Annotated in this window: 15 protein-coding genes; 10 read left to right on the forward strand and 5 right to left on the reverse strand. The window is 67.8% G+C overall.

The genetic code is table 11. The features are described from left to right. Window positions 1-46: 46 nt before the first annotated feature. From AM586_RS02545 to AM586_RS02560, 4 genes are all read right to left on the reverse strand, one after another. On the reverse strand, window positions 47-2,008 hold the full coding sequence (locus tag AM586_RS02545) for a methyl-accepting chemotaxis protein (protein ID WP_060566894.1): 1,962 nt from the start codon (window positions 2,006-2,008) through the stop codon (window positions 47-49). A 10-nt stretch (window positions 2,009-2,018) separates the two neighbouring features. Continuing rightward, complete coding sequence (locus tag AM586_RS02550; protein WP_052233967.1) at window positions 2,019-2,825, reverse strand: TorF family putative porin; 807 nt, start codon at window positions 2,823-2,825, stop codon at window positions 2,019-2,021. Between the two features lie 255 nt (window positions 2,826-3,080). Next, a complete protein-coding gene (hppD, locus tag AM586_RS02555; RefSeq protein WP_047825219.1) occupies window positions 3,081-4,172 on the reverse strand; it encodes a 4-hydroxyphenylpyruvate dioxygenase in 1,092 nt (363 codons plus the stop codon). A 30-nt stretch (window positions 4,173-4,202) separates the two neighbouring features. Next, window positions 4,203-5,108: a LysR family transcriptional regulator gene (locus AM586_RS02560; protein ID WP_047825220.1), complete on the reverse strand. Its 906-nt coding sequence runs from the start codon at window positions 5,106-5,108 to the stop codon at window positions 4,203-4,205. A 144-nt stretch (window positions 5,109-5,252) separates the two neighbouring features. Between AM586_RS02560 and hmgA the strand changes: the two genes are divergently transcribed. The 9 genes from hmgA (at window position 5,253) to AM586_RS02605 (ending at window position 13,050) form a co-directional block, all read left to right on the forward strand. Further along, the gene (hmgA, locus tag AM586_RS02565; protein ID WP_047825221.1) at window positions 5,253-6,539 is read left to right on the forward strand and encodes a homogentisate 1,2-dioxygenase; all 1,287 of its coding nucleotides are present in this window, start codon (window positions 5,253-5,255) and stop codon (window positions 6,537-6,539) included. A 57-nt stretch (window positions 6,540-6,596) separates the two neighbouring features. Next, on the forward strand, window positions 6,597-7,232 hold the full coding sequence (locus tag AM586_RS02570; protein ID WP_047825222.1) for an SAM-dependent methyltransferase: 636 nt from the start codon (window positions 6,597-6,599) through the stop codon (window positions 7,230-7,232). A 74-nt stretch (window positions 7,233-7,306) separates the two neighbouring features. After that, window positions 7,307-8,623: a hemolysin family protein gene (locus tag AM586_RS02575; RefSeq protein ID WP_047825223.1), complete on the forward strand. Its 1,317-nt coding sequence runs from the start codon at window positions 7,307-7,309 to the stop codon at window positions 8,621-8,623. 53 nt (window positions 8,624-8,676) lie between these two features. Beyond that, window positions 8,677-9,459, forward strand: coding sequence for an OBAP family protein (locus tag AM586_RS02580; protein ID WP_047825224.1), 783 nt, complete (start codon window positions 8,677-8,679; stop codon window positions 9,457-9,459). Window positions 9,460-9,512: 53 nt separating this feature from the next. Next, complete coding sequence (locus AM586_RS02585) at window positions 9,513-9,851, forward strand: helix-turn-helix transcriptional regulator (RefSeq protein WP_047825225.1); 339 nt, start codon at window positions 9,513-9,515, stop codon at window positions 9,849-9,851. Then, the gene (locus AM586_RS02590) at window positions 9,848-10,279 is read left to right on the forward strand and encodes a YeeE/YedE family protein (protein ID WP_047825226.1); all 432 of its coding nucleotides are present in this window, start codon (window positions 9,848-9,850) and stop codon (window positions 10,277-10,279) included. Before AM586_RS02585 ends, AM586_RS02590 begins: the two co-directional genes overlap by 4 nt. A 14-nt stretch (window positions 10,280-10,293) precedes the next feature. Then, window positions 10,294-10,749: a YeeE/YedE family protein gene (locus tag AM586_RS02595; protein ID WP_047825227.1), complete on the forward strand. Its 456-nt coding sequence runs from the start codon at window positions 10,294-10,296 to the stop codon at window positions 10,747-10,749. Next, window positions 10,746-12,299: an FAD-dependent monooxygenase gene (locus AM586_RS02600; protein WP_047825228.1), complete on the forward strand. Its 1,554-nt coding sequence runs from the start codon at window positions 10,746-10,748 to the stop codon at window positions 12,297-12,299. Before AM586_RS02595 ends, AM586_RS02600 begins: the two co-directional genes overlap by 4 nt. A gap of 55 nt (window positions 12,300-12,354) precedes the next feature. Next, on the forward strand, window positions 12,355-13,050 hold the full coding sequence (locus AM586_RS02605) for an MBL fold metallo-hydrolase (protein ID WP_047825229.1): 696 nt from the start codon (window positions 12,355-12,357) through the stop codon (window positions 13,048-13,050). Between the two features lies 1 nt (window position 13,051). Here AM586_RS02605 and AM586_RS02610 read toward each other — a convergent pair whose 3' ends face one another. After that, window positions 13,052-15,388, reverse strand: coding sequence for an outer membrane beta-barrel family protein (locus tag AM586_RS02610; protein WP_052233968.1), 2,337 nt, complete (start codon window positions 15,386-15,388; stop codon window positions 13,052-13,054). Window positions 15,389-15,581: 193 nt separating this feature from the next. Here AM586_RS02610 and AM586_RS02615 point away from each other — a divergent pair, with 193 nt between their 5' ends. Continuing rightward, complete coding sequence (locus AM586_RS02615; RefSeq protein ID WP_047825230.1) at window positions 15,582-16,949, forward strand: amino acid permease; 1,368 nt, start codon at window positions 15,582-15,584, stop codon at window positions 16,947-16,949. The last annotated feature ends 114 nt before the right edge of the window (window positions 16,950-17,063 follow it).

Raw genomic sequence — 17,063 nt, forward strand, 5'->3', positions numbered from 1 at the left:
GAGGCGAAAGCATAGCAGTTGCGCCGCTTTCTTGCCGGGGCCGGGTTCAGGCCTCCTGTTCGCCGGCGATCCTGAACTCGCCCACCAGCGACACCAGCAGCGCGGCCTGCTCCTGCAGGCTGGCCGCCGCGGCCGCGGCCTCCTCGACCAGGGCTGCGTTCTGCTGGGTCGCACCGTCCATCTGCAGGATTGCCGCATTGACCTGGGCGATGCCGTTGCTCTGCTCGGCGCTGGCGGCGCTGATCTCGGCCACGATGTCGCTTACACGGCGCACGCTGTCCACCACCTGCGCCATGGTGCTGCCCGCTTCGCTGACCAGGGCGCTGCCGGCGTCGACCTTCGCGGCCGAGTCGCCGATCAGGACCTTGATTTCCTTCGCCGCGGCGGCGCTGCGCTGGGCCAGGTTGCGCACTTCGCTGGCCACCACGGCAAAGCCGCGGCCCTGTTCGCCGGCGCGGGCCGCCTCGACCGCCGCGTTGAGCGCCAGGATATTGGTCTGGAACGCGATGCCGTCGATCACCGAAATGATCTCGACGATCTTGCCCGATGCATGGCTGATCTCGCCCATGGTCGCCACCACGCGCGCCACCACCGCGCCGCCGCGGGCGGCCGTCTCGGAGGCGCCCTCGGCCAGCTGGCGGGCCTGATGGGCATTGTCGGCATTCTGCTTGACGGTCGAGGTCAGCTCCTCCATCGAGGCCGCCGTCTCTTCCAGCGCGCCGGCCTGGCTTTCGGTGCGGCTCGATAAGTCGGCGTTGCCGTGGCTGATCTCATGGCTGGCCGAGGCCACGCTGTCCGAGCTGTGGCGCACCCGCGCCAGCACCTGCTGGATGCGCGACACGAAGCCGTTGAAACCGGCAGCGATCGCCGCCAGTTCGTCGTCGCCCTTCACCGCCAGGCGCACGGTCAGGTCGGCGTTGCCGCTGGCCAGCCCGCCCATGGTGTCGCCCAGCACGCGCAGCGGCCGGGTCAGGCGGTTCAGCACCACCACCATCGCCACCGCGGCCAGCGCGGCGCACAGCAGCGCGGTCATCAGGGTGGTCTGCAGCAGCCTGCGGGCGTCAAGGGTCGCCACGCTCTGCGGGAACACCAGCTGGACCGCCCACGGCGCGATGTCGGCGTGCAGTTGCAGCGGCTGCAACAGGTGCACCATGCCGGCCGCGTCGACGTATTCGTAGGCCTGGCCCTGGCGCACGGCCGCCAGGCCGGCGGCGGGGATATCGGCCGCCGGCTTGCCGTTGCGCGCGGCGTCCGGATGGCTGGCGTACAGCCCGCCGTTCGACACCAGCGACAGGCGGCCGCCGTCGATCGCCTTCATGCCGGCCAGGATGTCGCCCAGTCGGACCAGCATGAAGTCGGCGCTGGCCGTGCCCTTGAATGCGCCGTCGATCACGATTGGCGCCACCAGCGAGGCCATCTGCACCTCCTTGCCGTTCACCGGATAGGCATAGGGCTCGGTGAAGAACAGGCGCTTGTTGCGCTTGGGGATGTCGTACCAGTCGTTGGCGCCGGGCGCGTTCGAGAACACGATCGGCTCGATGTGCACGCTGCCGTCCGCGGCGCGGGTGTAGTAAGGCATGTAGCGGCCGGTGGCGTCGTACTCGGGCAGCTTGCCGGCATAGTCGGCGTCCTTGCCGTCCAGCGCATCCGGCTCCCAGGTCACCGCGACCCCGATCAGGTCGGCGGAACCCAGCAGGGTCGCCCTCGACATGGCGCCGATCTGGGGCCGCGCGAGGGTCATGCCGGCGCCGCGGGTCGAGCGCATCGCGCCGGCCAGGTTCACCACCGCGCTCAGGTTGGCGCCCAGGCGGGCCTGGACCGCGGCCGCCGCTTCGCGCGCGGCGGTGCGGGCCAGCTGCATGCTGGCCTCCTCGGCGCTGCGGCTGGCGCGCACACCGATCACGGCCGCGGTGGCGGCCAGGCTGAGGATCACCAGCGCGGTCGCCGTCAGGCAGATCCGGGCGTTCAGGGAAAGGGACGCGTTGCGCGACAGGATTGCTTTGCTCATGCTGCTTTCCTCAGAAGTTACGGGTCAGGGTCAGGACGACGGCGCGACGGGCGACGTTGGCCACGGCCGGGCGGCCATCCGCGCGCGCGACGCCGGTGGTATACCGGTCGTAGGCGCCGCTGCCGCCGAATGCGCGGGTGTAGGCGAGCGCGCCGACCCAGCCGCCGTCGAACTTCCTGCCGAGCCCTGCGCGCACGTCGCGCCAGTCCCACATGCCGTTGCCGGCGCCGGCCACGCGGCCATCGCCGGCGTGCAGCTGCAGCGTGAACGCATTACCGAGCTCGTGATTCGCGCCGATGTCGAGGTAGCCGGTGCCGCGCGCGTCGGTGATGCCGAAGAAGTCGCGGCTGAAGGTGTAGTTGTATTTGGCGTACAACGATTTCCAGCTCAGGCCGGCCTGCAGTTCGCCGTAGTCGTAGCTGGTATTCGTGCTGGACACGCGTGCGCCGGGGTAGCTGTACCAGGTCAGGGTGGCGTTGTAGCCGATCGGGCCGGCGGCGCCGGCGTAGCCCGCGTAGAGGTCGAGTTCGGCGCTGCCGTTCTCGACGAAGCGCTCGTCGATGCCGGAGCCCCAGGCGCCGACACTCCAGCCCTGCGGCGAGCTGTAGTCGACGCCGGCCTGCACGGCCGGGCGCCCCCAGCTCTGGCGGATCCCGCGCGACACATATTGCGAGGCGACGGTGACGGAGCCGCTCCAGGGCGAGGCGGCGGCGGACTCCGCGATGGGGGGTTCGGCGGCGTGGAGCGGCCCGGCGGCGAGCAGGCCTGCGGCCAGTGGCAAGGCGGCGAACGCCAGGTTCCGTTGAGCGGAGCGCATGGTATATCCTGAGATCGAGAGTGCAAAGAAATTCCTGGCGGAAATTTTATGCGATCGACATAAGTCAAACGTATTTCCATGTGGAAAAACCAATGCTTTTTTGCAGGCGTGCGACCCGGATACAACAGTTCGGCGTCTTGTCGTAGCAGCCTGTAAATTCCAGGCTTAACTGTCTGCAAACTCAGGAGTTTTTGTGACGGCGGCGCTCGGCGGCCGCGCGCCGCGCATGGGGCGCGGGCGCGGCCGCAGGAGGGATCAGGCGGCGGTTTTGAGCGCGCCGCGCTTGAGCTGGTCGCGCTCCATCGATTCGAACAGGGCCTTGAAGTTACCCTCGCCGAAGCCCTCGTCGCCCTTGCGCTGGATGAACTCGAAGAACACCGGGCCGAGCTGGTTTTCCGAGAAGATCTGCAGCAGCAGGCGCTTCGAATCGCCTTCGACCTTGCCGTCCACCAGCAGGCCGCGCGCCTTCAGGGCGCCGACGTCTTCGCCGTGGCCAGGCAGGCGGCCTTCCAGCATCTCGTAATAGGTTTCCGGCGGCGCCGCCATCAGCGGGATGCCGGCGGCGCGCAGGCCGTCGACGGTGGCGAAGATGTCTTCGCTCAGCAGGGCGATGTGCTGGATGCCTTCGCCATTGAAGCGCAGCAGGAATTCCTCGATCTGGCCGCCGCCGCTCTTCGATTCCTCGTTCAGCGGGATCCGGATCTTGCCGTCCGGCGCCGTCATCGCCTTCGAGGTCAGGCCGGTGTACTCGCCCTGGATGTCGAAGTAGCGGATCTCGCGGAAGTTGAACAGCTTCTCGTAGAAACCGGCCCAGTAGGCCATGCGGCCGCGGTAGACGTTGTGGGTCAGGTGGTCGATGATCTTCAGGCCATGCCCCTTCGGATTGCGCTCGACGCCGGCGATGAATTCGAAGTCGATGTCATAGATCGACTTGCCGGTGCTGTCGCCTTCGTCGAAGCGGTCGATCAGGTACAGCGGCGCGCCGCCGATGCCCTTGATGGCCGGCAGGCGCAGTTCCATCGGGCCGGTCGGGATCTCCATCGGGATCGCGCCCAGTTCCAGCGCACGGGCATAGGCCTTGTGCGAATCCTTGACGCGGAAGGCCATGCCGCAGGCCGACGGGCCGTGTTCAAAGGCGAAATACGCGGCGGCGCTCTTCGGCTCGTTGTTGACGATGAAGTTGATGTCGCCCTGGCGGTACAGCACCACATCCTTCGAACGGTGCACGGCGACCTTGGTGAAGCCCAGCTTCTCGAAGATGGGTTCGAGCAGGCCCGGTGTCGGCGAAGCGAATTCCACGAACTCGAAGCCCATCAGGCCCATCGGATTCTCAAACAGGTCAGCCATTGTCTTATCCTCTATTCATTTGGTTATGTGCTACTCGGCGAACACGTCCGCAATCAGCCCCCGCAGCCACTGGATGCCAGGGTCGTGGTTGAAGCGCCGGTGCCAGAAGACATTCGTCTGCAAGGTCGGCAATTGCAGCGGCGGTTCGATCCACTTCAGTCCGAAGGGCGCCGCGGCGCTTTCTGCAAGCTTTTGCGGCACCGTCACCACCAGGTCGGACGTGGCGACGATATACGGCACCGCGGTGAAATGCGGTACCCGGAACCGGGCCTGGCCGGTCACTCCGGCCTTGTCGAGCAGCACGTTGATCCGGTCGTAAGGGCTCTGGGCCGCGTCCACGATCAGGTGCATCGCCTGCACGAAGCGCGCCAGGTCCACCGTGCCCGATGCCAGCGGATGCCCCTTGCGGAACATGCTGACGAAAGGTTGCCGGAACAACTGGCGCTGGTACAGGGCTTCCGACACCTCCTCGAAGGCGCCGATCGCCAGGTCCACCCTGCCCGTCTCCATGTCGTCCTTCAGGCTCAGCGGGTTCGCACGTTTCGACGCGATCTCCACGTTCGGCGCCAGCGTCCGGCAGCGCTCGATCAGCACCGGCATGAAATACACCTCGCCGACGTCGGTCATGGCCAGCGTGAAGCGGCGCGTACTCGTGGCCGGCTCGAAGCGGCTGCGCTGGCTCAACGCCAGCGCCACCTGGGCCATCGCGGCGCCGATCGGCTCGGCCATCTGCTGCGCCAGCGGGGTCGGCTGCATGCCGTGCGCGGTACGCACGAACAATTCGTCGCCGAAGGTGCGGCGCAGGCGCGCCAGCGCATTGCTGACGGCGGACTGGGTCAGGCCGAGGCGGCGCGCCGCGCCGGAAATCTGGCGCTCGCGGTACACCTCCTGGAACACGGACAACAGGTTCAGGTCGATGCTAGACGGTTCGATCATGCGCTCGATAGTGTTATTGATGACCTGAATAGTCTACATTTTTATATTCACCTCGTAAAATCCGCAAGTCTCCTCTACAGTGATAGAAATGCCACGTATTGATTGGAGATCGTCTTGACAGCAACGTCCGCACCGACCGGCTACATGAGCGGTTTCGGCAACGAATTCGCCACCGAAGCCCTGCCCGGCGCCCTGCCCGCGCATCGCAATTCGCCGCAGCGGGTGGCCTACGGCCTGTACGCCGAGCAGATCTCCGGCACCGCTTTCACCGCCCCGCGCGCCCACAACCGCCGCTCCTGGCTGTACCGGATCCGTCCGGCGGCCATGCACGGTCCCTTCCTTCCTGTCGAACAGCCCGCCATCGCGGCCAGCTTCGAGGGCCTGGCGGCCTCGCCCAACCAGATGCGCTGGAGCCCGCTGCCGATTCCCGCGATCGACGCGCCCACCGACTTCGTCGACGGCCTGGTGACCATGGCCGGGAACGGCGCGCCGGGCGCGATGGCCGGCTGCGCGATCCACCTGTACGCGGCCAACCGGCCGATGACGGGCCGCTATTTCTACAGCGCCGACGGCGAGCTGCTGGTGGTGCCGCAGCAGGGCCGGCTGCGCATCGCCACCGAGCTCGGACTGCTCGAGCTCGAGCCGCAGCAGATCGCCGTGATCCCGCGCGGCGTGCGCTTTGCCGTCGACCTGCCCGACGGCGCGGCGCGCGGCTACGTGTGCGAGAACTTCGGGGCCCTGCTGCGCCTGCCCGACCTGGGGCCGATCGGCTCCAACGGCCTGGCGAATCCGCGCGATTTCCTGAGCCCGGTGGCGCGCTACGAGGATGTCGAAGGCGACTTCGAACTGGTGGCGAAATTCGGCGGCCGCCTGTGGAAGGCGCCGATCGCCCACTCGCCGCTCGACGTGGTCGCCTGGCACGGCAACTATGCGCCCTACAAGTACGACCTGCGCCACTTCAACACCATCGGCTCGATCAGCTACGACCACCCGGACCCCTCGATCTTCCTGGTGCTGCACGCGCCCACCAGCGTGCCGGGCGTCGACGACCTCGACTTCGTGATCTTCCCGCCGCGCTGGCTGGCCGGCGAGGACACCTTCCGTCCGCCCTGGTTCCACCGCAATGTCGCCAGCGAGTTCATGGGCCTGATCCACGGCGCCTACGACGCCAAGGCCGAAGGCTTCGTCCCGGGCGGCGCCAGCCTGCACAACTGCATGAGCGGCCACGGCCCGGACGCCGCCACCTTCGACAAGGCCAGCAACGCGGACACCAGCAAGCCGGTCAAGGTGCTCGATACCATGGCCTTCATGTTCGAGACGCGCACCCCGATCGCCGCCACGCCGTATGCGCTGGACTCGCCGCAGCTGCAGCGCAACTACCAGGATTGCTGGGCCGGGATCGGCAAGCGCTTCGATCCGCATCGCCCCTGATGCCCGGGGCGGCAAGGGCTTGCTGTATGATGCGGCCCCGGATCACGAAACCTGCATATGCTCATCATCACCATCAAACAAGGCAAGGAAAAAGACATCCTGTCCGGCAATCCCTGGATCTACCTCTCGGCCATCGACAAGGTCGAGGGGCGGCCCCAGGAGCGCGGCAAGCCCGGCGCCACCGCCGTCGTGCAGTCCTCGTCGCGCCAGTTCCTGGCGCGCGCCGCGTATAACGCCCGGTCGCAGATCGCAGCCCGCGTCTGGACCCTGCGCGAGGACGAGCCGGTCGACCACGCGATGATCAAGCGCCGGGTGCAGGCGGCGGTCGCGCGCCGCGCCGGCGCCTTGCAGGGCGCCGATCCGCAAGCCCTGGTGCAGGTGGTCGATGGCGAGAAAGACGGCTTGCCGGGCCTCGTCGTCCACAGCTATGGCGGCACCGGCGGCTACCTGGTATGCCAGTTCAATGCTGCCGGGGTCGATTTGTGGAAAGTGACCATCGTCCAGGCCTTGCTGGCGGCGACGGGCTGCCGCAACGTGTTCGAACGCAGCGACGAGCTGGTGCGCAAGGGCGAAGGCCTGCCCGTGATCTGGCGCGCACTGGCCGGCGACGAACCGCCCCAGCGCCTGATGGTGCGCGATGGCGCGCGCCTGCTGCCGACCGATATCCGCACGGGTTTCGTCTATCCGCGCTGAAGCTTGAATCGTGCGCCCGTTGGCGCACGCTCCCCAGCATGCGATGATCAGGCTGACAACTGACGGGACCGCGCATGGCAGACATCATCATCATCCTCGCCCTCATATTACTTAACGGCATCTTCGCGATGTCGGAACTGGCCGTGGTCTCGGCCAAGCGCCTGCGGCTCGAAAAGATGGCGCTCGACGGCAGCGCCGGCGCCCCCGCCGCGATCGCCCTGTCCGAAGACCCGAGCCGCTTCCTCTCCACGGTCCAGGTCGGCATTACCCTGATCGGCATCTTCAATGGCGCGTTCGGCGAAGCTTCGCTGGTGGCGCGCATGACGCCCGGCCTGGCGGCGGCCGGCATCCCCGAAGAGTACGCGCGGCCGACGGCGCTGACGGTGGTCGTGGTCGGCATCACCTTCGCGTCCATCGTGCTGGGCGAACTGGTGCCCAAGCGCATCGCCATCCTCTACCCGGAAATCCTGGCCAGCCGTATCGCGCGGCCGATGAAGGGCCTGTCGCGCCTGATGCACCCGTTCGTGCAATTGCTGTCCCTGACCACCGACTTCATCATGCGCCTGCTCGGCATGCGCCACCACAAGGACGAGACGCCGACCGAGGAAGAAGTCACCGGCATGATCCGCGAGAGCACCGACGCTGGCGTGTTCGAGCGCGCCGAATACGACATCGCCGCGCGCGCCCTGCGCCTGGACGACTGGCACCTGCGCGCGCTGATGACGCCGCGGGTCGACCTCGAATTCCTCGACCTCGGCGAGCCGCTCGACAGGAACCTGGCGCGCATCGCCGAGATTCCCTACGCCCGCTTCCCCGTCTACCGCGGCGACCGCTCTCAGGTGCTGGGCATCGTCAACGCGCGCGACCTGTTCCGCCAGGCGATCCGCAAGGGCTCGCTGCAGCAGATCGACATCGAGGCCGAACTCGACGCGCCCCTGTACGTGCCCGATTCGGTGAGCGCGATCGACCTGCTCGAACTGCTCAAGAAGAACCACGCCGAGCTGGCGATGGTGGTCGACGAGTACGGCGAGATCCAGGGCATGATCACCCTCACCGACGTGATGACGGCGCTGGTCGGCGAAGTGCCGGCGATGGACGACGAGGAAGCGCCGGACGCGGTGCAGCGCGAAGACGGCAGCTGGCTGATGGACGGCAGCACGGTGCTGGACCGCTTCCGCTACCTCACCGGCGCCGAGCTCGAATTCCCGGACGAAGGCTCGGATTCCTACCATACGCTGGCCGGCTTCATCCTCTACCAGTTCGGCTACATCCCGAAGGCCGGCGAGTACCTGGACTGGCAGGGCTGGCGCTTCGAAGTGGTCGACATGGACGGCAACCGCATCGACCGCCTGCTGGTCCTGCCCGCGGCGCCCGGCGCGGCGCCCGCCTGAACGGAACCGCCGGGCAGGCTCCCGGTCTACTGCTGAACCCACGAGGAGATCGTATGGACTGCAAGAAGCGCACCGCCATCGCCTTCGCCATCATCGGCGCCGTCGCCGCCGCGGCCACCGCGAACGCCCAGGACTCGAAGTCCCAGGTCGCGCCCGCCGGCGAGGCCAAGTCCCCCGGGACCCGCGCCCTGGAAGCCGGCGCCAGGGTCTTGCAGCGCAACGCACCGCTGGCGAAGTTCGACGTCTACCTGAACGGCTTCCATCCGATGAAGGACAATCCGGACCAGCAGGTCGAAGCCCATCACTACTGCCACCAGGTCAACGAAGACCTGGCCCAGTGCGCGCTGTTCGACGGCAACACCAGCAACGCCAACCTGAACGGCATCGAGTACATCATCTCCGAAAAGCTGTTCAATACCCTGCCCGAGGAAGAGCGCCGCTTCTGGCACCCGCACAACGGCGAGATCCTCAGCGGGCAGCTGGTTGCGCCCGGCATCCCGGACGCCGCCGAGCACGCGCTCATGAAAAAGAAGATCAACAGTTACGGCAAGACCTGGCATGTGTGGAACACCGGCGCCAACGGCAAGCGCGGCGACAGCCTGCCCCTCGGCCCCGCCATGCTGGCCTGGTCCTTCAACCGCGACGGCGAGATGCTGCCCAACCTGCAGGAAGAGCGCGACACCCGCATGAAGATCGACACCGCGAAAAAGCGCAGGGAGCGCGCCGACCTGCGCCGGCTGGCAAGGCCGCAGTCGGGCGTGGACGACCTGAAGGGCAAGTTCGGACGTCCGGCCCAGGACATACCCGGCGTCAGCGATAGTCGGACTCGACAATAGTATATTGAAATATATACTATCGTTTGATAGACTGAAGTCACGGACCACAAGTCATGGAAGACAATATCCGCGTTCCAGCCGGCCTCGACCCTGCCGCCATGCGTGTGGCCGCCACCCGGGCCGGCGGCATGCTGAAAGCCCTCGCCAATCCGGACCGCCTGCTCCTGCTCTGCCAGCTCACGCTGGGCGAGCAACGGGTCGGCGAACTCGAGAGCGTGCTCGACCTGCGCCAGCCCTCGCTGTCCCAGCAACTGGGCGTGCTGCGCCAGGAAGGGCTGGTCGCCACGCGCCGCGACGGCAAGCAGATCTATTACCGCATTGCCAGCGAACAGGCACTGGCCGTGCTGAAGCTGCTGTACCAGCTGTATTGCAGGCAGGAGGAGGCCGCATGAACATCGACTGGATCCACTTTACCCCGCTGAGCTCGTTCGCCGGCGGCCTGCTGATCGGGCTCGGCGCCGCCGTGCTGCTGCTCGCGAATGGCCGCATCGCCGGCATCAGCGGCATCGCCGGCGGCCTGCTGCGCCCGGCGCGCGGCGACATCGGCTGGCGCCTGGCATTCGTGCTCGGCCTGCTCGCCGCGCCGCTGGTCTGGCTGGCGATGCGCGCCATGCCGCCGGCCCAGATCGACCACGCGCCGGGGCTGCTGGCGCTCGGCGGCCTGCTGGTCGGCCTCGGCACGCGCTTCGGCAACGGCTGCACCAGCGGCCACGGCGTGTGCGGCATCGCCCGCCTCTCGCCCCGCTCGCTGGTCGCGACCGCGTGCTTCATGCTGGCGGGTTTCCTTACGGTCTACGTGGTGCGCCACGTCCTTGCCTGAGCCGGGAGAACGCCATGCCAATGATGACCGCCTTCCTCGCCGGACTGCTGTTCGGCTCCGGCCTGATCCTGTCGGGGATGAGCAACCCGGCCAAGGTGCTGGCCTTCCTCGATCTCGCCGGCCGCTGGGACCCCTCGCTGATGTTCGTGATGCTGGGCGCGATCCTGGTGGCCGCGATCGCCTTCCGTGTCGGCGGGGAGCGCGCCCGCACCGTGTTCGGCGGCCACATCCACATGCCGGGCGCAAGCGGCATCGACGCCCGCCTGGTGCTCGGCAGCGTGACCTTCGGGGTCGGCTGGGGGCTGGTCGGCTACTGCCCCGGTCCGGCCCTTACCAGCCTGAGCGTCGGCGGATGGCCGACGCTGCTGTTCGTGGCGGCGATGATCGCCGGCATGGTCGTGTTCGAAGCCGTCGAGCGCATCCTCGCCTGGCGCGCAGAGCGGCCGCATGCCGCGACGGAGCTTCCATGAACCGTGTGGACGTCCTGATTGCCGGCGCCGGCCCGACCGGCCTGGTGTTGGCGCTGTGGCTGACGCGCCAGGGCGTGGGCGTGCGCATCGTCGACAAGACGGCAGGCCCCGGCACGACCTCGCGCGCGGTGGTCGTGCATGCGCGCACGCTGGAGCTGTACCGCCAGCTCGGCCTGGCCGCGGACGTCGTCCACGCCGGCGTGGTGAACCCCGGCATCAACCTCTGGGTGCGCGGAAAGCGGCGCGCCCACATCAGCTTCGGCGACGCCGGCGCCGACCTGACGCCCTATCCCTTCGTGCTGGTGTTTCCCCAGGATCGGCACGAACGCATGCTGGTCGAGCGCCTCGAGCAGATGGGCGTGGAAGTCGAGCGCGATACCGAGCTGGCCGGCTTCGAGCAGCACCAGGACCACGTGCAGGTCGAGCTGCGCGGGCCGCACGGCACCGAAACCTGCGAGGCGCGCTGGCTGGCCGGCTGCGACGGCGCGCACTCCCCGGTGCGGCACCTGCTCGGCGCCGGCTTCGAGGGCGGCACCTATGACCAGCTGTTCTACGTGGCCGACGTGGCCGCCGCCGGACCGGCCGCCGACGGCCAGATCCACCTGTCGCTCGACGACGCCGACTTCCTGGCCCTGTTCGCCTACGCCAACGACGGCCAGGCACGGCTGATCGGCAGCATCCGCGAGGACCGCGTGGCGCCGGACCGCGAACTCACGTTCGACGACGTCGGCGAGCGCGCCATCCACGGCCTCGGGGTCGAGGTCAAGCAGGTCAACTGGTTCTCGACCTACAAGGTGCACCACCGGCTGACCGACCACTTCCGCCACGGCCGCGTGTTCGTGCTCGGCGACGCCGCCCATATCCACAGCCCGGCCGGCGGCCAGGGCATGAACACCGGCATCGGCGACGCCATCAACCTGGCCTGGAAGCTGAAGGCGGTGCTGCGCGGCCACGCCGACCAGCGCCTGCTCGACAGCTTCGAGCACGAGCGCATGGCCTTCGCCCGCACCCTGGTCGAGACCACCGACCGCGTGTTCACGTTTGTGTCCGCCGAAGGCTCGTTCGCGAATTTCGTGCGCACCCGGATCGCCCCGTTGTTCGTCAGCGCGGCGTACACCGTCGATGCGGTCAAGGAGTTCATGTTCCGGCTGGTGTCGCAGTGCATGCTGAACTACCACGGCAGCCCGCTGAGCAGCGGCAGCGCCGGCAAGGTCAAGGGCGGCGACCGCCTGCCCTGGGCGGCCGGCGCCATCATGGACAACTACGCGCCCACCGGCACCGTCGACTGGCAGCTGCATGTGTACGGCGTCGCCAGCGACGCGCTCGAAAACTGGTGCCACCGCGCCGGGCTGGCCCTGCACGTGTTCGACTGGGAGCGCGCGCACGAGCGGGCCGGGCTGGCGCGCGACGCCGCCTACCTGGTGCGGCCCGACGGCTATGTGGCGCTGGCCGATCCGGGCGCGCGGCCGGAGGCGCTGCAGCATTACTTCCAGCAGATCGGCTACACGCGTTTCAACCAAGCCGTCGTTCCCGCGCGGGGACGACGTTGATAAAGGCCCGCCGCCGTGGCACCATGCCAGCTCATATCGCCTGTATAGACATCCCATGAACCCGATCCAGCTGTTTGACCCCGTCTCCTCGACCTTCACCTACATCCTCAGCGGCCCGGAAGACAGGGAGGCCGTGATCGTCGATCCAGTCGACCAGCACTGGGAGCGCGACCTGGCCCACCTGGAGCGCCTCGGCCTGCGCCTGGCCTACATCCTCGAGACCCACGCCCATGCCGACCACGTGACCTCGGCCGGGCGCCTGCGTGCGCTGACCGGGGCCAAGGCGGCGGTGCCGAGCGCATGCGGGATTCCGCCCGCCGAGCTGCAGCTGCGCGACGGCGACACGATCCGCTTCGGCCAGCAGGAAACCATCGCGGTCATCCACACGCCCGGCCACACGGCCGGCAGCATGTGCTATCTCTGGCGGGGGAATGTGTTCACCGGCGACACCCTGCTGATCGGCGGCTGCGGGCGCACCGACTTCCAAGGCGGCAGCGCCGAGGCGCTGTACGACAGCGTCACCGGCAAGCTGTTCGCGCTGCCCGACCCGACCCGGGTCTGGCCCGGCCATGACTACAAGGGCCAGTCGGTGTCGACCATCGGCTGGGAGAAAGGACACAACGCGCGCCTGGCAAACCGGTCGCGCGCCGAATTCGTCGACCTGATGGGCAAGCTGGACCTGCCCAAGCCGAAGCTGATCGATATCGCCGTGCCGGCCAACCGCAACCTCGGCCTGCCGCACGGCGTCTGATTCAGCCCCCCCGGCCGCCGCCGAAGCCGCCGGGACCGCCGGGGCCGGCGCCCGGCGGCGGAGCGCCGCGCCAGCCCTCGCCGCTCCCGCCGCGTTCGCGACGCTGGCCGCCGCCCTGCACGCCGCCGAAGCGGTAGGACAGGCCGATGTAGGCGATGCGGCCGGCGCTGGTGCGCAGCGTGTGCTCCTTCAGCGAGGCGGTATCGGTGATCGTTTCGACCTTCTGCGAACGGAACACGTCGGTCACGTTGAACACCAGGTTCAGCGCCGGCGTGATGGCGCGGCGGTAGCTCAGGTTCAGCGTCGACGAGGGCTCGCGGTAGCCGGCCCCCGCCAGGGTCTTGCCCTGCGCGTTGATCATCAGCTGCAGGTGGTCCTGCGCCGTCAGCTCGTAGTTGAAGCGGCCGCGCACGCTCAGCGAGGACGCGGTGCGCTTGTACTCGCCGCCGAGGAGGTCGATCTGCTGCTGCTCGGTGAAGGCCAGGTTGCCGCTGGTATTGATCGAGAACTTCGGCGTGACTTTGCCGCTGAGCGTGAATTCCAGGCCGCCAGCGCGGTTGCTGCCGCCGTTTTCGAGCGTCGTCAGCAGCACCGTGTCGTTCACCACCGTCTGGCGGCTGCGGATCATGTCGCGGTCGGCGCGGTAGTAGGCACGCAGGTTGGCGTCCAGCTTGCCGGCCTTGGTCTCGTAGCCGATCTCGAAGGAGTCGGTCTGCACCGGCTTCAGGTTCGGGTTGCCGCTCGATTCGTTGAACTCGTTCTGGTAGATGACGAAGGGATTCAGCTGCTGGCCGGTGGCGCGGCGGATCCGGTGCGCATAGGCGAAGCGCAGGTTGGTCGTCGGAGTCAGCTTGTAGGTCGCAAAGGCGCTCGGAATCCAGTTGAGGTAGCGGTTGGCGGCGCTGATGTCGCTGTCCGCCAGGTCGAGGTCCATGTGCGTGTACTCGGTGCGCATGCCGACCAGCGCGCCCCAGCGCTCGCTCAGCTTCCACTGGTAGGAGCCGTACAGCGCGGCGTCGCGTTCGTCGACCTCGAAGCCGTTGGTGCGGCGCCCGTTCGCGACCGCCGCGCCGCTTGCCGGGTCGAAGTCGAAGTAGCGGGTATCGATCCGGCTGTCGGTGTCGATCAGCTTGTAGCCGAGCTTCAGGATGGCGCCGCTGTCGAGCGGCCGCTCGTAGTCGCCGGTGTAGTCGACGATGCGGACCTTGCTCGCATTGTCCTGCAGGCTGTCGGCGTCGACGTTCGAGAACGGCTGGCTGGGGTCGAGTCGGGACGGCGCGATCAGGTAGTCGTTGGCATAGCGGGCCTCGGACGCGTTGTCGCTGCTCGAGACGCGCAGGTCCATCCGGAACAGTTCGCCGATCTTCGCGCCCTTGTGGTCCCAGCGCGCGCCCCAGGTCGAGTTGGTGTTCTCGCCGCCGGTCCGGCGGGTGCGCAGGTAGTCGCTGAAGGGCACGCCGTCGTTGGCGACGACGTAGTGGTCCACGCCCTGGCTGTCGTTGGTGCGCTTCATGTAGCCGACGTTCGCTTCCACGGTGTCGTCGTCGCCCAGGTTGTAGGTCAGCTGGCCGCGCAGGCCGGCGCTGTCGTTCAGGCCGGTGCTGGTGCCCGAGGTGCTCGAATGCTGGACCACGCTGCTGCGCGGGTCGACGCGGTCGCGTTCGGTCTCGGTGCGTGAATCGCGGCCGTCGTGGCGCACGTTGACGCCGCCCTGCACGCCCCAGCGCCCGGTGTTGTACTGGCCGTTCAGGGCCGAGTTGTAGCGCCCCGCGCTGCCGACATTGGTGTTGACGACGCCGAAGCCGCCCGGACGGCGCGAACGCTTCATCACCAGGTTCAGGATCGGACCGCCGCCGCCCTCGTTGCCGAACTCCGCGCCGGGATTGTTGATGACCTCGATCGAATCGATATCCTCGGACGGCATGGCCTGCAGGGCCGGGCCGCGGTTATCGCCCTGCAGCATGGCCGAGGGCTTGCCGTCGACCAGGATCTGGACGTTGGTGCTGCCGCGCAGCGAGACCGTGCCGTCCGGATCGACCGACACCGAGGGCACGTTGTTCAGCGCATCGGCGGCGGTGCCGTTGGTGCTGCTGACGTCGCTCTTGACGTCGTAGACCTGGCGGTCGATGCGGTTGGTCTGGCGTTCGCCGACCACGTTCACGGACTGGACCTTGCCCCCTGGCGCCGCCTGGCCGGAGGTGGAAGCGCCGGTATTCGCCGGGGCTGCGGCCTGCGTGCCCTCGGCCGTCTGCGCCAGCGCGGGCCGCAGGATGGCGATATCGCAGAGGGCCAGGCCGAGAGCCAGGTAATGGGCGCGCTTACGCTGGGAATGCTTCATCGTGGTGTTCTGTATGCCGGAAAACGGAAGCGTGAAGAATACCTGAACGGCTGAGAAAGTTGCCGAACCTTACAACTCTTTGCACATGTACATACAGGCCTTCATGCCGGCGCCGCCGGATAAGCTCGCCCCCGTCGCCCGCATCGATTATCATTCCTGTCTTTCAAGCAAGATCAAGATAGGCAGGATTCCGATGGCCCTCCACGAAAACCACCTGAAGCGCGGCCTCAAGAGCCGCCACATCCAGCTGATCGCCCTCGGCGGCGCGATCGGCACCGGCCTGTTCCTCGGGGTGGCCGAAACGGTCAGGATGGCGGGCCCCTCGATCCTGCTCGGCTATGCGGTGGCCGGCCTGGTCGCCTTCCTGATCATGCGCCAGCTCAGCGAGATGATGGTCGATGAACCGGTGGCCGGCTCCTTCAGCCATTTCGCCGACAAGTACTGCGGCCGCTTCGCCGGCTTCCTGACCGGCTGGAACTACTGGGTGCTGTATGTACTGGTCAGCATGGCCGAGCTGTCGGCGGTCGGCATCTATGTGCAGTACTGGTTCCCGGAGATCCCGACCTGGGTCTCGGCCCTCGGCTGCTTCGTGTTCGCCAACGCGATCAGCATGTTCAATGTGCGGGCCTTCGGCGAGACCGAATTCTGGTTCGCGGTCATCAAGGTAGTCGCCATCGTCGCGATGATCCTGTACGGCGTGTTCCTGCTGTTTTCCGGCGGCGCCGGCCCGCAGGCGGGCGTGGCCAACCTGTGGCGGCACGGCGGCTTCTTCGCCCACGGCATCGAAGGCCTGGTGATGTCGATGGCGGTGCTGATGTTCTCCTTCGGCGGCCTGGAAGTGATCGGCATCACGGCGGCCGAAGCCGACAACCCGTCGAAGTCGATCCCGAAGGCGACCAACCAGGCCCTGTGGCGCATCCTGGTGTTCTACGTCGGCTCGCTGGCGGTGCTGCTCTCGCTCTTCCCCTGGGACCAGATCAAGCCCGGCGCCAGCCCGTTCGTCCTGATTTTCAAGGCGCTCGACGCCGGCGCGGTGGCCCACGTGCTGAACCTGGTGGTGCTGACCGCCGCCGTCTCGGTCTACAACAGCTGCGTCTACTCGAACAGCCGGATGCTGTACGGCCTCGCCACCCAGGGCCACGCGCCGCGCGCGCTGCTGAAGGTGAACGAGCGCGGCGTGCCGCTGGTGTCGCTGGGCGTATCGGCGGTGGCCACCATCACCTGCGTCGCCGTGAACTACGCGCTGCCGGGCAAGGCGCTGGGCATGCTGATGGGCCTGGCGGTGGCCGGGATGATGATCAACTGGGCGATGATCAGCTGGAGCCACCTGCGCTTCCGGGCCGCAAAGGCGGCGCAGGGCGTGAAGCCGGTGTTCGGCAGCCCCCTGTATCCGCTGACGAACTGGCTGTGCCTGGCGTTTTTGGCGGGCATCCTGGTGATCATGTACCTGACGCCGGAGATGCGGGTGTCGGTGTGGCTGATTCCGGTGTGGCTGGGCCTGTTGGGCCTCGGATATTGGATGAGCCAGCGCCGCAAGCTGGCGCTCGCCGAAAACGCCTGAGCGGCGCATCCGTCGCTTGGCTGCCCCGATACCGGGAGATCAGGGCGGCGATTTGCGCCCTGGCCCTGCGAACCGCCGTCTCCAGCTTCGAGGCGGGCGTTGGCGGCAGCGTAT

This window comes from Massilia sp. WG5, from assembly GCF_001412595.2.
GTDB lineage: Bacteria > Pseudomonadota > Gammaproteobacteria > Burkholderiales > Burkholderiaceae_D > Telluria.

Bases quoted from the DNA above. Each gene is read 5' to 3' on its own strand.
- AM586_RS02590 (WP_047825226.1), top strand. From the start codon at position 9,848: ATGAACATCGACTGGATCCACTTTACCCCGCTGAGCTCGTTCGCCGGC.
- AM586_RS02570 (WP_047825222.1), top strand. From the start codon at position 6,597: ATGCTCATCATCACCATCAAACAAGGCAAGGAAAAAGACATCCTGTCC.
- AM586_RS02585 (WP_047825225.1), top strand. From the start codon at position 9,513: ATGGAAGACAATATCCGCGTTCCAGCCGGCCTCGACCCTGCCGCCATG.
- AM586_RS02580 (WP_047825224.1), top strand. From the start codon at position 8,677: ATGGACTGCAAGAAGCGCACCGCCATCGCCTTCGCCATCATCGGCGCC.
- AM586_RS02615 (WP_047825230.1), top strand. From the start codon at position 15,582: ATGGCCCTCCACGAAAACCACCTGAAGCGCGGCCTCAAGAGCCGCCAC.
- AM586_RS02550 (WP_052233967.1), bottom strand. From the start codon at position 2,825: ATGCGCTCCGCTCAACGGAACCTGGCGTTCGCCGCCTTGCCACTGGCC.
- hmgA (WP_047825221.1), top strand. From the start codon at position 5,253: ATGAGCGGTTTCGGCAACGAATTCGCCACCGAAGCCCTGCCCGGCGCC.
- AM586_RS02575 (WP_047825223.1), top strand. From the start codon at position 7,307: ATGGCAGACATCATCATCATCCTCGCCCTCATATTACTTAACGGCATC.
- AM586_RS02560 (WP_047825220.1), bottom strand. From the start codon at position 5,108: ATGATCGAACCGTCTAGCATCGACCTGAACCTGTTGTCCGTGTTCCAG.
- AM586_RS02545 (WP_060566894.1), bottom strand. From the start codon at position 2,008: ATGAGCAAAGCAATCCTGTCGCGCAACGCGTCCCTTTCCCTGAACGCC.
- AM586_RS02595 (WP_047825227.1), top strand. From the start codon at position 10,294: ATGCCAATGATGACCGCCTTCCTCGCCGGACTGCTGTTCGGCTCCGGC.
- AM586_RS02605 (WP_047825229.1), top strand. From the start codon at position 12,355: ATGAACCCGATCCAGCTGTTTGACCCCGTCTCCTCGACCTTCACCTAC.
- AM586_RS02600 (WP_047825228.1), top strand. From the start codon at position 10,746: ATGAACCGTGTGGACGTCCTGATTGCCGGCGCCGGCCCGACCGGCCTG.
- AM586_RS02610 (WP_052233968.1), bottom strand. From the start codon at position 15,388: ATGAAGCATTCCCAGCGTAAGCGCGCCCATTACCTGGCTCTCGGCCTG.
- hppD (WP_047825219.1), bottom strand. From the start codon at position 4,172: ATGGCTGACCTGTTTGAGAATCCGATGGGCCTGATGGGCTTCGAGTTC.